General features: G+C 71.6%; 9 protein-coding genes and 1 pseudogene. 8 read left to right on the forward strand and 2 right to left on the reverse strand.

From position 1 onward, the window contains the following. Positions 1–340 precede the first annotated feature (340 nt). The 5 genes and pseudogenes from GL259_RS27180 (at position 341) to serA (ending at position 8948) form a co-directional block, all read left to right on the forward strand. A pseudogene (locus tag GL259_RS27180) lies at positions 341–3333 on the forward strand (EAL domain-containing protein). 230 nt (positions 3334–3563) lie between these two features. Then, positions 3564–5411, forward strand: coding sequence for an acetolactate synthase large subunit (locus GL259_RS27185; RefSeq protein WP_159535935.1), 1848 nt, complete (start codon positions 3564–3566; stop codon positions 5409–5411). A 39-nt stretch (positions 5412–5450) separates the two neighbouring features. Then, entirely contained in the window at positions 5451–5975 is a 525-nt protein-coding gene (gene ilvN / locus GL259_RS27190; protein WP_030216544.1) for an acetolactate synthase small subunit, read from the forward strand. Positions 5976–6094: 119 nt separating this feature from the next. Continuing rightward, positions 6095–7093 (forward strand): ketol-acid reductoisomerase, encoded by a 999-nt coding sequence (gene ilvC / locus GL259_RS27195; RefSeq protein WP_159535936.1) that lies wholly within the window; start codon positions 6095–6097, stop codon positions 7091–7093. A 265-nt stretch (positions 7094–7358) separates the two neighbouring features. Beyond that, entirely contained in the window at positions 7359–8948 is a 1590-nt protein-coding gene (gene serA / locus GL259_RS27200) for a phosphoglycerate dehydrogenase (RefSeq protein WP_159535937.1), read from the forward strand. A gap of 69 nt (positions 8949–9017) precedes the next feature. On the opposite strand, the gene GL259_RS27205 is transcribed toward serA, so the two are convergent. After that, a complete protein-coding gene (locus tag GL259_RS27205) occupies positions 9018–10562 on the reverse strand; it encodes an MFS transporter (RefSeq protein ID WP_208026527.1) in 1545 nt (514 codons plus the stop codon). Between the two features lie 95 nt (positions 10563–10657). On the opposite strand from GL259_RS27205, the gene GL259_RS27210 reads away from it, so the two are divergent. Next, positions 10658–11239, forward strand: coding sequence for a TetR/AcrR family transcriptional regulator (locus tag GL259_RS27210; RefSeq protein WP_159535939.1), 582 nt, complete (start codon positions 10658–10660; stop codon positions 11237–11239). Between the two features lie 156 nt (positions 11240–11395). On the opposite strand, the gene GL259_RS27215 is transcribed toward GL259_RS27210, so the two are convergent. Beyond that, positions 11396–12637, reverse strand: a complete 1242-nt coding sequence (locus tag GL259_RS27215; protein WP_159535940.1) for a helix-turn-helix domain-containing protein — start codon at positions 12635–12637, stop codon at positions 11396–11398. 149 nt (positions 12638–12786) lie between these two features. On the opposite strand from GL259_RS27215, the gene GL259_RS27220 reads away from it, so the two are divergent. Next, entirely contained in the window at positions 12787–13713 is a 927-nt protein-coding gene (locus tag GL259_RS27220) for a proline dehydrogenase family protein (RefSeq protein ID WP_159535941.1), read from the forward strand. Between the two features lie 51 nt (positions 13714–13764). Next, positions 13765–15396, forward strand: coding sequence for an L-glutamate gamma-semialdehyde dehydrogenase (gene pruA / locus GL259_RS27225; RefSeq protein WP_159535942.1), 1632 nt, complete (start codon positions 13765–13767; stop codon positions 15394–15396). Positions 15397–15521: the final 125 nt, after the last annotated feature.

The following is a 15521-nucleotide window of genomic DNA, read 5'->3' on the forward strand; positions in this document are numbered from 1 at the left end:
AGGTGATCGTTACGGAGAGTAGAGATCTTATGTCCCTGAGTGACGAAACTGGTGTATCGTCCCGACAGGGGTTGCGCCGCTGACCGACGGCGCCGGGGATGGACATTGCGGATGGGCAAGGGGGGCGACGGGCGATGCACGGCCTTTGGACGAGCGATCCGACGCGGCGGAGCCGTCGGCGTCGACCGTGGGGCGCGGCCGCGCGCGGCCGCGGTCATCACCGCGGCCGTCACGACGGCCCCCTGCCGCACCACCGCGGGCGCACCGGCCGCGGGAGGCATGCCCACCCGGTGCAGCAGGGGACCAGGGACCCGGGCGCGGCGCGGACCGGGAGGTGCCGGTGAGCGCACCCACCCCCACGTCCACGCTCGAGGGGGCGGTGCTGCCGCAGCCCGCCCAGGAGGCGCTGCCGCCCCGCGCACCGGTCGCCGACCGCCGGCCCGGTCCGCTCGCGCAGCTCGTCCTCGCCCTCGTCTGCGCGTCCTACGCCGTCGGTGCCGCGTTCGGCTGGGGCTCGGATCGACTCGCCCTCGTCATGGGCGACTTCGGGCTGAGCGCCGCGGCGGCGGCCGCCGCCGTGTCCTGTTTCGTCTACGCCCGCAGCCCGCGCGTCCGGTTCCGGCCCGCCTGGCTGCTGTTCGGCCTCTCGTCGGCCATGGCCTCCCTGGGCAACCTGGTCTGGGGGTGGTACGAGGTGGTCCTCGGGCTCCCGGTGCCCAGCCCCAGCTACGCCGACCTGTTCTTCCTGTGCTTCGCGCCGCCCGCCATCGTGGGCCTGCTGGTGCTCGCCAAACGGCCCGTGACCAAGGCCGGCTGGGTCTGTCTCGCGCTGGACGCCTGGCTGATCGGCGGCTCCCTGCTCACCCTGGCGTGGAGCCTCGCGCTCGCCCAGGCCGCGCAGGCCGAGGGCCCGGACGTGGCGCACACCGCGCTGTCGCTGGCCTACCCGCTGCTCGACATCGTCCTGGTCAGCATGGTGCTGGCGCTGCACTTCCGGCGTTCGGCGGTCAACCGCTCCGCGGTCAACACCGCGATCGGCGCGCTGGCGCTGACCGTCATGTGCGACGCCCTGTTCACCTCGCCGCTGGTGCACAGCAGCTACCGCTCCGGGCAACTGCTCGACGCGGGCTGGTTCGCCGGCTCGCTGCTCCTGGCGTACGCCCCGTGGACCGCGCCCCGCGACGGCCGGCCCGAGGGCGAGGAGCACACGCGCGTGGTCCGCGAGCACCTGCCCGGGTGGCGCGGCGGCCCGGACCCCGACCGTCCGCCCGCGCCCGGCACCGAGCACGGCCGGTATACGGCCGCCCGCCCCATCGCCGGTTCCCTCGCCGCCCTCGCGCCGTACCTCGCCGCGGCCGTGTGCACCCTGGGGATCCTCTACAACGTCCTCAACGGCCGCAGCGTCGACCGCGTCGTCCTGATCACCGGGGGGACGGTGGTGCTCGCGCTCGTCGTGCGCCAGGGCATCATGCTGCTCGACAACATCACCCTCACCCAGGAACTGGCGCAGCAGGAGAACCACTTCCGCTCCCTGGTGCAGGGCTCCAGCGACGTCATCATGATCGCCGCGCCCAGCGGCGTCCTCCGCTACGTCTCCCCGGCCGCCGCCGGGGTGTACGGCCGCCCGCGGAGGAGCTGGTGGGCACGGAACTGGCCCACCTCATCCACCCGGAGGACCTGGGCTGCGTCGTGCACGAGGTGCGCCGCTTCCTCGCCGCCGACTCGGCCGAGGAACCCACCACGCGCATCGAGTGCCGTTTCCGCTCCGGCGACGGCGGCTGGCTCAACGTCGAGTCGACCGTCAACCGGCACCACGGCGGCCTCATCTTCAACAGCCGCGACGTCACCGAAAGAGTGCGGCTGCAGGCGCAGCTCCAGCACAACGCGGAGCACGACCCGCTCACCGACCTGCCCAACCGCGCCCTGTTCACCCGGCGGGTCCAGCAGGCGCTGTCCGGCCGCCGCGCCTCCGACCGCGGAGCCGCCCTGAGGGGCACGGCCGTGCTCTTCATCGACCTCGACGGCTTCAAGGGCGTCAACGACACGATCGGCCACCAGGCCGGGGACGAACTGCTCGTCCAGGCCGCCCGCAGGCTGCAGGAGGCGGTCCGCAAGGGCGACACCGCCTCCCGGCTGGGCGGCGACGAGTTCGCGGCCCTGATCGTCGGGGACGGCGTCCGCGACCGGGACGCCCGGGAGCGCCACATCCTGGAACTCGCCGACCGGCTCAGAGCGACCCTCTCCCAGCCCTACCCCATCGACGGCAACGATGTCCGCGTCAACGCCTCCATCGGCGTCGCCTTCGCCGAACCCGGCATCGGGGCGGGCGAGTTGCTGCGCAACGCCGACCTCGCCATGTACCGGGCCAAGGCCGCGGGCAAGGGCCGCGTGGAGCTGTACCGGCCGCAGATGCAGCAGGACGTCGTCCGCAGGGCGGAGCTGGCCACACGGCTGCGCGCGGCGTTGCACGACGGCGAGTTCTCGCTGCTGCACCAGCCGGTGGTGTGCCTGGAGGACGGCCGGATCACATCGGTCTGCGCCCAGGCGCGCTGGCGCTCCTCCCAGGGGGTGCTCTTCAGCCCGGCGGAGTTCCTGCGGGCGGCCGAGGACGGCGAGAAGACCGCCGAGCTGGGCCGGTGGGTGCTGGAGGAGGCCGTGGAGCAGGCCGCCGAACGGCACGCGACCGGCCTGTCGGTGCCCGTGGCCGTCCGGCTCGGCGCGCGCCGGCTGCTGGACCGGTCGCTGCCGCTCGGCTCGATCGAGGCCCTGCTCACCCGGCACGGGCTGCCGCCCGGATCCCTGGTCATCGAGCTGGCCGACACCGACCCCCGGGTCGGTCTGGACGAGCTGGAGCGCCGCCTGGCCGCGCTCAGGCGGGTCGGCGTCCGGATCGCCCTCGACGGCTTCGGCAGCGGCTACGCGGCGATCACGGCCCTCCGGCGGCTTCCCGTCGACGTACTGAAGCTCGACCGCGGTCTGGTCGACGGCGTGGTGGAGTCCGCCCGGCTGCACAAGATCACCAGCGGGCTGCTGCGCATCGCCTCCGACCTCGGGATGCAGTCCGTGGCCGACGGAGTGGACCTGCCCGAGCAGGCCGTGGCCCTGCGCGCGATGGGCTGCACGCACGGCCAGGGCGCGGCCTTCTCCGGACCGCTGGACGAGTACCGGCTGCGCCGGGCGCTGGCCACCGGGCGGTATCCGGTGCCGCACGGACCGGCCGAACCCGTGTTCGCCGGTGGGAGGTCCGGGGTGTACTCCGCGGGAGTGACCGCCGTACTCCGTGGCGGTACGGCCCTCCGCTCACATGATGAGACTCCCGTCCCACCCACTTGACAGTGGATGCGTGCCGGGGGGAGGGTCAGTGCCATGCGCACCCGAATTCTCGTACTTGGACAGCGCGTCGGCTGACGCTGAGCCTCGACCGCTCAGCGACCACCACCCGGCGCGCTCCCCTCGCTTGCCTTACGGCACGAGGGGTTTTTTGTTGCACAGGCACCTGCCGAACAGCACGCGTAAGTCGCACGAACCTCGCAAAAACCCTCAGCATCGAGAAGAGAATGCCGATGACCGAGCAGGCCACCGGGGCCCCTCACCCGCAGCCGCGGCCCCGATCCGGAGGACAGTCCGCCCCCGTCGAGCACGTCACGGGTGCGCAGTCCCTCATCCGCTCTCTCGAGGAGGTCGGCGCCGACACGGTATTCGGCATTCCCGGCGGTGCGATCCTCCCGGCCTACGACCCGCTGATGGACTCCACCCGGGTGCGCCACGTCCTGGTCCGGCACGAGCAGGGCGCCGGTCACGCGGCCACGGGCTACGCGCAGGCCACCGGCAAGGTGGGCGTCTGCATGGCGACCTCCGGCCCCGGCGCCACCAACCTGGTCACGCCGATCGCCGACGCGCACATGGACTCCGTGCCGCTCGTCGCGATCACCGGCCAGGTCGCCTCCGCGTCGATCGGCACGGACGCCTTCCAGGAGGCGGACATCGTCGGCATCACCATGCCGATCACCAAGCACAACTTCCTCGTCACCAAGGCCGAGGACATCCCGCGGGTCATCGCCCAGGCGTTCCACATCGCCTCCACCGGCCGTCCCGGCCCGGTGCTGGTCGACATCGCCAAGGACGCCCTCCAGGCGAAGACCACCTTCTCCTGGCCGCCCACCATGGACCTGCCCGGCTACCGGCCCGTCACCAAGCCGCACGCCAAGCAGATCCGCGAGGCCGCCAAGCTGATCACCGGCGCCAGGCGGCCCGTCCTCTACGTCGGCGGCGGTGTCCTCAAGGCCGGCGCCACCGCCGAGCTGAAGGTCCTCGCCGAGCTCACCGGAGCGCCCGTCACCACCACCCTGATGGCGCTCGGCGCGTTCCCCGACAGCCACCCGCTGCACGTGGGGATGCCGGGCATGCACGGTGCGGTCACCGCCGTCACCGCGCTGCAGAAGGCCGACCTGATCGTCGCCCTCGGCGCCCGCTTCGACGACCGCGTCACCGGCAAGCTGGACAGCTTCGCCCCGTACGCCAAGGTCGTCCACGCCGACATCGACCCGGCCGAGATCGGCAAGAACCGCGCCGCCGACGTGCCGATCGTCGGTGACGCCCGCGAGGTCATCGCCGACCTCGTCCAGGCGGTCCAGAAGGAGCACGCCGAGGGCCACCGCGGCGACTACACCGCCTGGTGGAACGACCTCAACCGCTGGCGCGAGACCTACCCGCTCGGCTACGACCTGCCCGAGGACGGCTCGCTCTCCCCGCAGCAGGTCATCGAGCGCATCGGGCAACTGGCGCCCGAAGGCACGGTCTTCGCCGCGGGCGTCGGCCAGCACCAGATGTGGGCCGCGCACTTCATCGCGTACGACAGGCCCGCCACCTGGCTGAACTCCGGCGGCGCCGGAACCATGGGCTACGCGGTCCCGGCCGCCATGGGCGCCAAGGCCGGCGCGCCCGAGCGCACCGTCTGGGCGATCGACGGCGACGGCTGCTTCCAGATGACCAACCAGGAGCTCACCACCTGCGCCCTGAACAACATCCCGATCAAGGTCGCGGTCATCAACAACGGCGCCCTCGGGATGGTCCGCCAGTGGCAGACCCTCTTCTACAACCAGCGGTACTCCAACACGGTGCTGCACTCCGGGCCCGACGACGTCAACCCGGAGGCGAGGGGCACCCGCGTCCCCGACTTCGTGAAGCTGTCGGAGGCCATGGGCTGCTACGCCATCCGCTGCGAGGACCCGGCCGATCTCGACAAGGTCATCGAGGAGGCGAACTCGATCAACGACCGCCCGGTCGTCGTGGACTTCATCGTCCACGAGGACGCCATGGTGTGGCCGATGGTCGCCGCCGGCACCTCCAACGACGAGATCATGGCCGCCCGGGACGTCCGCCCCGACTTCGGCGACAACGAGGACGACTGAGAGCCGCAGGCACGTCGAACAGGTAAAGGAAGCAGCCCCATGTCCAAGCACACGCTCTCCGTCCTGGTGGAGAACACCCCCGGCATCCTGGCCCGGATCGCCGCCCTGTTCTCCCGCCGCGGCTTCAACATCGACTCGCTCGCGGTCGGCGTCACCGAGCACCCCGACATCTCCCGCATCACCATCGTGGTCAGCGTGGAGGAGTTCCCGCTGGAGCAGGTCACCAAGCAGCTCAACAAGCTCGTCAACGTGCTGAAGATCGTCGAGCTCGAACCCGGGCAGGCGGTCCAGCGCGAACTCGTTCTGGTGAAGGTGCGCGCCGACAACGAGACGCGCTCCCAGATCGTCGAGATCGTCCAGCTGTTCCGCGCCAAGACCGTGGACGTCTCCCCGGAGGCGGTCACCATCGAGGCCACCGGAAGCAGCGACAAGCTGTCCGCCATGCTCAAGATGCTGGAGCCCTTCGGCATCAAGGAGCTCGTCCAGTCCGGCACGATCGCGATCGGACGCGGTGCGCGTTCGATCACCGACCGGTCGCTGCGCGCCCTGGACCGGTCGGCCTGAGACCAGAAACGGGCGGTCGGCCGACGGCCGGCCGCTCGTATTCCGAGACTCCGAACCTTCCCCTCACCCCACCGTCATACGGTGGGACGCAACACCTGCACTCAAGGAGAGAACCCAAAGTGGCCGAGCTGTTCTACGACGCCGACGCCGACCTGTCCATCATCCAGGGCCGCAAGGTCGCGGTCATCGGTTACGGCAGCCAGGGCCACGCCCACGCCCTGTCGCTGCGCGACTCCGGCGTCGACGTGCGCGTCGGTCTGCACGAGGGCTCCAGGTCCAAGGCCAAGGCCGAGGAGCAGGGCCTGCGCGTGGTGAGCCCGTCCGAGGCCGCCGCCGAGGCCGACGTCATCATGATCCTCGTCCCGGACCCGATCCAGGCCCAGGTCTACGAGGAGCACATCGCCCCGAACCTGAAGGACGGCGACGCGCTGTTCTTCGGCCACGGCTTCAACATCCGCTTCGGCTTCATCAAGCCCCCGGCCGGCGTGGACGTCTGCATGGTCGCCCCCAAGGGCCCGGGCCACCTGGTGCGCCGTCAGTACGAGGAGGGCCGCGGCGTCCCCTGCATCGCGGCCGTCGAGCAGGACGCCTCCGGCAACGCCTTCCAGCTGGCCCTGTCCTACGCCAAGGGCATCGGCGGCACCCGCGCCGGCGTCATCAAGACGACCTTCACCGAGGAGACCGAGACCGACCTCTTCGGCGAGCAGGCCGTCCTGTGCGGCGGTACGGCCGCGCTGGTCAAGGCGGGCTTCGAGACGCTGACCGAGGCGGGCTACCAGCCGGAGATCGCCTACTTCGAGTGCCTGCACGAGCTGAAGCTGATCGTGGACCTCATGTACGAGGGCGGCCTGGAGAAGATGCGCTGGTCGATCTCCGAGACCGCCGAGTGGGGCGACTACGTCACCGGCCCGCGCATCATCACCGACGCCACCAAGGCCGAGATGAAGAAGGTCCTCGCCGAGATCCAGGACGGCACCTTCGCGCGGCAGTGGATGGACGAGTACCACGGCGGTCTGAAGAAGTACAACGCGTACAAGCAGCAGGACTCCGAGCACCTCCTGGAGACCACCGGCAAGGAGCTGCGCAAGCTCATGAGCTGGGTGAACGAGGAGGCGTGAGCCTCGTCGCCGGGGGCCGGGGCGAACCGCCCCGGCCCCTTGGGCGAACCCGGGGTAACGTCGGTAGTGCGACGTTGTCCATCCCGTCCTCCCACGGACGGGTGATCCTTCCGAAGCGGCGTAAGACGACGCCCCCGGCGCCACTACACTGCTGCACTACATACGCGTCAGGCCCACAGCGTCGTGCGTCTTCCACGCGGCTAGCAACCCTCCACCGCCTGCGGCCGTCGGGACGGCCGTCCGCATTGGACTTGTGAGGACTCACGTGAGCTCGAAACCCGTCGTACTCATCGCTGAAGAGCTGTCGCCCGCCACCGTCGACGCGCTCGGTCCGGACTTCGAGATCCGTCACTGCAACGGCGCGGACCGCGCCGAGCTGCTGCCGGCCATCGCCGACGTGGACGCGATCCTGATCCGCTCCGCCACCAAGGTCGACGCCGAGGCGATCGCCGCCGCGAGCAAGCTCAAGGTCGTCGCCCGCGCCGGCGTGGGCCTCGACAACGTCGACGTCTCCGCCGCCACCAAGGCCGGCGTGATGGTCGTCAACGCCCCGACCTCGAACATCGTGACCGCCGCCGAGCTCGCCTGCGGCCTGATCGTCGCCACCGCGCGCAACATCCCGCAGGCCAACGCCGCGCTGAAGAACGGCGAGTGGAAGCGGAGCAAGTACACGGGCGTCGAGCTCGCCGAGAAGACCCTCGGTGTCGTGGGTCTGGGGCGGATCGGCGCCCTCGTCGCGCAGCGCATGTCCGCCTTCGGCATGAAGGTCGTCGCCTACGACCCCTACGTGCAGCCCGCGCGGGCCGCGCAGATGGGCGTGAAGGTGCTGTCGCTGGACGAGCTGCTCGAGGTCTCCGACTTCATCACCGTCCACCTGCCCAAGACCCCCGAGACGCTGGGCCTGATCGGCGAGGAGGCACTGCGCAAGGTCAAGCCGGGCGTGCGCGTCATCAACGCCGCGCGCGGCGGCATCGTCGACGAGGAGGCCCTGTACTCGGCGCTCAAGGAGGGCCGGGTCGCGGGCGCGGGCCTCGACGTGTACGCCAAGGAGCCGTGCACCGACTCCCCGCTGTTCGAGTTCGACCAGGTGGTGTGCACCCCGCACCTCGGTGCCTCCACCGACGAGGCGCAGGAGAAGGCCGGCATCGCCGTCGCCCGCTCGGTGCGCCTCGCGCTCGCCGGTGAGCTGGTCCCGGACGCGGTGAACGTCCAGGGCGGTGTCATCGCCGAGGACGTCAAGCCGGGTCTGCCGCTCGCCGAGCGCCTCGGCCGGATCTTCACCGCGCTCGCCGGCGAGGTCGCCGTCCGCCTCGACGTCGAGGTGTACGGCGAGATCACCCAGCACGACGTGAAGGTGCTGGAGCTGTCCGCGCTCAAGGGCGTCTTCGAGGACGTCGTCGACGAGACGGTGTCCTACGTCAACGCGCCGCTGTTCGCCCAGGAGCGCGGTGTCGAGGTCCGGCTGACCACCAGCTCGGAGTCGGCCGACCACCGCAACGTGGTCACCGTGCGCGGCACCCTCGCCGACGGCGAGGAGATCTCGGTCTCCGGCACGCTGGCCGGCCCCAAGCACGTCCAGAAGCTCGTCGCGGTCGGCGACTACGACGTGGACCTCGCGCTCGCCGACCACATGGTCGTGCTGCGCTACGAGGACCGCCCGGGCGTCGTCGGCACCGTGGGCCGCATCCTCGGCGAGGCGGGCATCAACATCGCCGGCATGCAGGTCGCCCGTGCGACGGTCGGCGGGGAGGCGCTCGCCGTGCTGACGGTGGACGACACGGTCTCCGCCGCGGTGCTGGGCGAGCTCGCCTCGGAGATCGGGGCGACGTCCGCGCGTTCGGTGAACCTGGTCTGACACCGCCGTACGAAGGCGCCGGGTGACCGAGCACCGCTCGGTCACCCGGCGCCTTTCGCGTGGCCGCCGTCAGACGGCCGCCTTCTCCGCCTCCGCGGCTGGCTCCTCCCGCACCCGGATCCCGCGCAGGCGCACCACCGCGAGCCCCGCCGAACCCGTCAACAGCACCGCCCCCGCGACCGCCGCAGCCTGCATCCCGCCGGTGAACGCCTCCCGCGCCGCCGTCGCCAGGGCGTCCCCCGCACGCCCCGGCAGTTCGGCGGCGACGGCCAGCGCCCCGCCCAGGGTCTCCCGGGCCGGCTCCGGGGCCGTCGACGGGATGTCGTGGCGGTAGACGGCCGCGCCGATGGAGCCGAGGACGGCCATGCTCAGGGCGCCGCCGAACTCGGTGCCCGTCTCCAGCAGCGAGGACGCCGCCCCCGCCTTCTCCACCGGGGCCGAGCTCAGGGCCAGGTCGGTGAGCTGGGACATGACGGCGACGATGCCGCAGGCCAGCACCCCGCACGCGACCAGCAGCAGCCACAGCGAGTCCGTACCGGTGAGGGCCAGCAGCCCGTAGCCGCCCGCCGCGACGAGGAAACCGCCCGTCACGACGTACGCGCGGTCGACACCCCGCTGGACCAGGTGCGCGGCGATCGGCGCGGCGGCACCGATGGGCACCGACGGCAGCAGGCTCCACAGCGCGGCCTCCAGGGCGCTCCTGCCGAGCACCGACTGCAGGTACTGGGTGGTGAAGTAGGCCGAGCCCATCATCCCGAAGGCCGACATCGTGTTGAGGACGACCGCCGGGGTGAAGCCGTGTCCGCGGAAGAGGGCCGGCGGGATCATCGGCGAGGCCGCCGTGCGCTGCCGGTGCACGAAGAGCGCCGCGAACAGCAGGCCGACGGTGATCGAGACGACGTACCGGACGTTCCAGCCCTCGGAGGACAGCTCCTTCAGGCCGTAGATCACCGGGAGCACCGCCGCCATCGACAGCGGGACGCCGAGGAGGTCGAAGCGGCCGGGGGAGGGGTTCCTCGACTCGGGGAGCAGCAGCGGGCCGAGGACCAGCAGCAGGGCCATCGCCGGCAGGTTGACCAGGAAGACCGAGCCCCACCAGAAGTGCTCGACGAGGACGCCGCTCATCACCGAGCCGAGCGCGATCCCGGCCGTCATCACCCCGGACCACAGCCCGATCGCCTTCGCCCGCTGGGAGGGATCGGTGAACATCGTGCGGACCAGCGCCATCGTCGACGGCATCAGGGTCGCGCCGCCGATGCCGAGCAGCGCACGGGCCGCGATCAGCGTCTCGGCGGTGTGCGCGTAGGCCGCGAGCAGGGAGGCCGTGCCGAAGGCCCCCGCGCCGATCAGCAGGAGCCTGCGGCGGCCGATGCGGTCGCCCAGCGAGCCCATGGTCATCAGCAGGCCGGCCAGGACGAAGCCGTAGACGTCGAAGATCCACAGCTGCTGGGTGCCGCTCGGTTCCAGGTCGGCGCTGATCCCGGGGATCGCGAAGTAGAGGACGGAGACGTCCATCGAGACCAGCAGCAGCGGAAGCATCAGCACCGCGAGCGCGGTCCATTCCCGGCGGCCGGCGCGCGCGACGGCCGGTGCGGGGTGCGTCGGGTTCGTCATGGCGGCGAATGTACGCACGTATTAAACGACTGTCTAGAACGATTGTATAAGTCATGTGTCTGGGACGCTTGTATGGACCGGGGTAGGGTGACGCCATGGGACACCGTGAGGATCTGCTCGAGGGCGCGAAACGCTGCCTGCTCGCCAAGGGGTTCGTGCGCACGACGGCGCGTGACATCGTCAAGGAGTCGGGGACCAACCTGGCGTCCATCGGCTACCACTACGGCTCCAAGGACGCGCTGCTCGCGCAGGCCTACGTCTCGCTGGTCGAGGGGATGGGCGACGCCTTCGAGGGCGGCGGGAGCGCGGACGACACCGAACCCGGTTCCCTCGAGCGGTTCGAGTGGGTGTGGTCGAACATCATCGGCACCATGAAGGAGCCCGGCTCGGTGTGGCGGCTCAGCATGGAGGTCCTCGCCCTCGGCGACCGGCTCCCGGAGGTGCGGGACCACCTGGCGGCGGCCCAGCGTGAGGCCGGGCGGGGACTGGTCCCGCTGCTGATGGGCGGCCGCGAGGAGGACGTCTCCGACGAGACCGCGGACACCCTCGGCATGTTCTACGTGACCCTGATGACCGGGCTCATCGCCCAGTGGACCTTCGACCCGCGCACCGCCCCCGAGGCCGGGCAGCTGACCGCCGGGCTGCGCCGGGTCGTCGAGGCCGCCGCCCGGAGGTGATCCGCCCCTCGCGCACCTCGACCACCCGGTCCGCGGCGGGCCGCACGACCGCGCGGCCGTGGCGGAGGAGGAGGTGGCCGTGGCCCGGCTCGTCCTGGAGGCCGGCGGGCGGGAACCCGGGCACGGCGACCGGCCGCGGCGCCGCCTCGCGGCGCGTCAGAGGCGCGCGCCCTTCAGGGCCATGTGCAGCAGCAGGCGGTCCTCGCCGTCGTCCAGGTCCAGCCCCGTGAGCTGCTCCACCCGGGACAGGCGGTAGTACAGGGTCTGGCGGTGGATGCCCAGCTCGGCGGCCGTGCGGCCGGCCTGGCCCGCGCGGTCGAGGTAGACCTCGGTGGTCCGCGCGAGCTCGCGGTGGGCGGGGGAGAGCAGCACCCCCACCACGGGATCGCGGACGGCCGACGGCGGCAGCGCGGTCAGCAGGCGGAAGGGTCCGATGGACGCCCATTCGGCGACCGGGCCGAGCCGTGGCTCGGCGAGCGCCGCCCGGGCCGCCGCCGACGCCTCCGACCAGGCGGCGCCCAGCTCCGCGAGCCCGGTGCGCGGGGCGGCGATCCCCGCGGCGGGCGCCGGGGGCCGCGCGGACCGTCCGGCGGGCCGCGTCCCGTCCGCCTTCTCCAGCAGCCGTCCCGCCGCCGACCTCGCCGGTGTCAGCACGTCCGTCGAGCGCAGCCGGACCAGCAGCGCCAGGGACCGGGCCGTCGCCCCCCACGGCAGCGCGCACAGCGCCTCCGCCCCCGGCACGGTGCGGACCGAGGGCGCGTCCTCGGGGTCGGAGGAGGGCCACGGGGCGACGCAGACCACCGTGTGCGGGCCGTCGGCGCGGGTGCCGAGGGCGGTGCGCAGCTCGGCGACCGCCATCTCCCGCTGCCAGTCCCGCTCGGCGGTGAGCACCGCCCGCAGTTCGCGGGAGAGGTCGGCGCCGTGCTGGGCCTCGTCCGCGAGCAGCGCGCCGATCCGGGCCGTGACCCGCATGGCCGCCTCCAGCTGCCGCTCGGTGGGCCCCGGTTCGTCCTCCAGCAGCCAGACGTACCCGAGGACGACTCCCCGATGGCGCGCCGGCAGGCAGATGCGCCCCCGGTGCACACCCGCCTCCGGGGTGCGCGGGATCCGGACCGGACCGGTCGCCCGCGTGATGCCGAAGCCCTCGAACCAGGCGCGGACGGCGGCCGTCGAGCGGCGGGTCAGGATCGAGCGGGTGCGCACCGGGTCCAGCGCGGACGGATCGAGGTCGCCCTCGCTGTCGTACGCGCCGAAGGCGATCAGCTCGAAGTCCCGGTTCTCCAGCGTCGCCGGAGCGCCGAGCAGCTCCGAGATCTCGTCCACCAGCTCCTGGTAGTCGCCCCTGTGTTCCGACGTCACCCGGGCATTCTCCCCCAAAGTCCCGGAGCCTTCATACATCTGTATGAGATCTGCCGCACGGATGCGTGACAGCTGTCGATGGCCGACGATCGGAGTCATCCTTAGGTTTCACGGTGGTTCTCCGTGCCGTCCCCGAAAAGCCAGATCCCGGGGCGCGGCCCCTGTTGCTTTGTAAGTGGAGGTGCCCCGTGCTGGGTCCCGTGATTCTCGCCGCGTCGCGCAGCGACCGGATGCGACGCCTGGTCTCGGCGGCTCCCGTGACCAAACAGGTCGTCGACCGCTTCATCCCCGGCGAGACCGTCGACGAGATCCTGCCGATCGTCCGCGAACTCACCGGACGGGGCCTGGAGCTGACGATGGACGTCGTCGGCGAGGACATCACCACCCCCGCCCAGGCCGAGGCCGCCCGGGACGCCTATCTGGAGCTGATCGGCCGGCTGGGGCCGCTGGAGCTCGGCACCCGCGCGGAGATGTCCGTCAAGCTGTCGATGTTCGGCCAGGCGCTGGAGGGCGGCCACGAGCTGGCCCTGAAGAACGTCCGCCCGGTCGTCGAGGCCGCCGCCGGGATCGGCACCACGGTCACCCTGGACGCCGAGGACCACACCACCCTCGACTCGATGTTCGCCATCCACGAGGAGCTGCGCCAGGACTTCCCGCAGACCGGCTGCGTCATCCAGGCCTACCTCTTCCGCACGGAGGAGGACGCGCGCCGCCTCGCCGCGAACGGCAGCCGGGTACGGTTGGTGAAGGGCGCCTACAAGGAGCCCGCCGAGGTCGCCTACCAGCAGAAGCACGAGATCGACAAGGCGTACGTGCGCATCCTGCGGACGCTGATGGAGGGCGAGGGCTACCCGATGATCGGGTCCCACGACCCGCGCCTGATCTCCATCGCCCAGGAGCTCGCCCACCGCGCCGGGCGAAAGCTCGACGAGTACGAGTTCCAGATGCTGTACGGCATCCGCGGCGACGAGCACCTGCGGCTGGCCGCCGAGGGCCACCGCATGCGCGTCTACACGGCCTACGGCACCGACTGGTACGGCTACTTCATGCGCCGTCTGGCGGAGAAGCCGGCGAACCTGCGCTTCTTCGTCCGCTCGATGGTCACCAAGGGCTGAGCCGCCCGCGCCACGCTCGCAAGACCGCTCACGACAAGGAGTTCGCACACCATGGACGCTGTGACCCAGGTCCCCACCCCCGTCAACGAGCCGGTGCACGGCTACGCTCCGGGCTCGCCCGAGCGCGCCCGTCTGGAGGCCAAGCTCAGGGAGCTGGCCGACAACCCGATCGACCTGCCCTGCACCATCGGCGGCGAGAAGCGGATGGGCGGCGGCGAGCGCTTCGACGTCGTGCAGCCGCACAACCACAAGGCCCGCCTGGGCACGTACGCCAACGCCACACGGCAGGACGCCCAGGACGCCATCGACGCCGCCCTCGCCGCGGCCCCGGCCTGGCGCGCGATGTCCTTCGACGACCGCGCGGCGATCATCCTGCGCGCCGCCGAGCTGCTGTCCGGCCCCTGGCGCGAGACCATGGCCGCCTCCACCATGCTGGGCCAGTCCAAGACCGCCCAGCAGGCCGAGATCGACACCCCCTGCGAGCTGGTCGACTTCTGGCGGTTCAACGTCTCCTACGCCCGCAGGATCCTGGCCGAGCAGCCCCCGGCCAACTCCCCGGGCGTCTGGAACCGCCTGGACCACCGCCCGCTGGAGGGCTTCGTCTACGCGATCACGCCGTTCAACTTCACGGCCATCGCCGCCAACCTGCCCACCGCCCCCGCCCTGATGGGCAACGTGGTGGTCTGGAAGCCGTCCCCGACGCAGACCCACGCCGCCGTGCTGATGATGCGGCTGCTGGAGGAGGCGGGCCTGCCCAAGGGCGTCATCAACCTCGTCACCGGCGACGGCATCGAGGTCTCCGAGGTCGCGCTGGCCCACCGGGACCTCGCCGGCATCCACTTCACCGGCTCGACCAAGACCTTCCAGTACCTGTGGAAGACGGTCGGCAACAACATCGAGAAGTACCGCACCTACCCGCGCCTGGTCGGCGAGACCGGCGGCAAGGACTTCCTGGTCGCCCACCCGTCGGCCGACCGCGCCGTCCTCAAGACCGCCCTGACCCGCGGTGCCTTCGAGTACCAGGGCCAGAAGTGCAGCGCCACCTCGCGCGCGTACATCCCGGCGTCGATCTGGAACGACGGTTTCAAGGAGGAGTTCGCCGCCGAGGTCGACGCCCTCGCCATGGGCGACGTCACCGACCTGTCGAACTTCATCGGCGCCGTCATCGACGAGCGCGCCTTCGCCAAGAACAAGGCCGCCATCGACCGCGCCGAGGAGGACGAGACCTGCACGATCGTCGCCGGCGGCTCCTACGACGACTCGGTCGGCTACTTCGTCCGCCCGACCGTCATCGAGTGCACCGACCCGGAGAACGAGGTCTTCCGCACCGAGTACTTCGGCCCGATCCTCGCGGTGTACGTCTACGAGGACGACAAGTACGACGAGATGCTGACCCAGATGGAGTCCGTCTCCGACTACGCCCTGACCGGCTCGGTCATCGCGAACGACCGTGCGGCGGCGGCGTACACGATGGAGAAGCTGCGCTACGCGGCCGGCAACTTCTACATCAACGACAAGTCGACCGGCGCCGTCGTCGGCCAGCAGCCCTTCGGCGGCGGCCGTGCCTCCGGCACCAACGACAAGGCCGGCGCCCCGCAGAACCTGATGCGCTGGACCCTGACCCGCGCGATCAAGGAGACGCTGGTCCCGCCGACCGACTACACGTACCCGCACATGGGCTGACGCCCACCCGATCCCGGACGGGCCAGGTCTCCCCCCCGACCTGGCCCGTCCGCCTGTCCGCCCGGCGACGGCGTCCGCCGGTTCCCGGACCCAGGGGCCTTCTGACGGATCTCCCGCGGAGATCC

This window comes from Streptomyces sp. Tu 3180, assembly GCF_009852415.1.
In the GTDB taxonomy this organism is placed as follows: Bacteria; Actinomycetota; Actinomycetes; order Streptomycetales; family Streptomycetaceae; genus Streptomyces.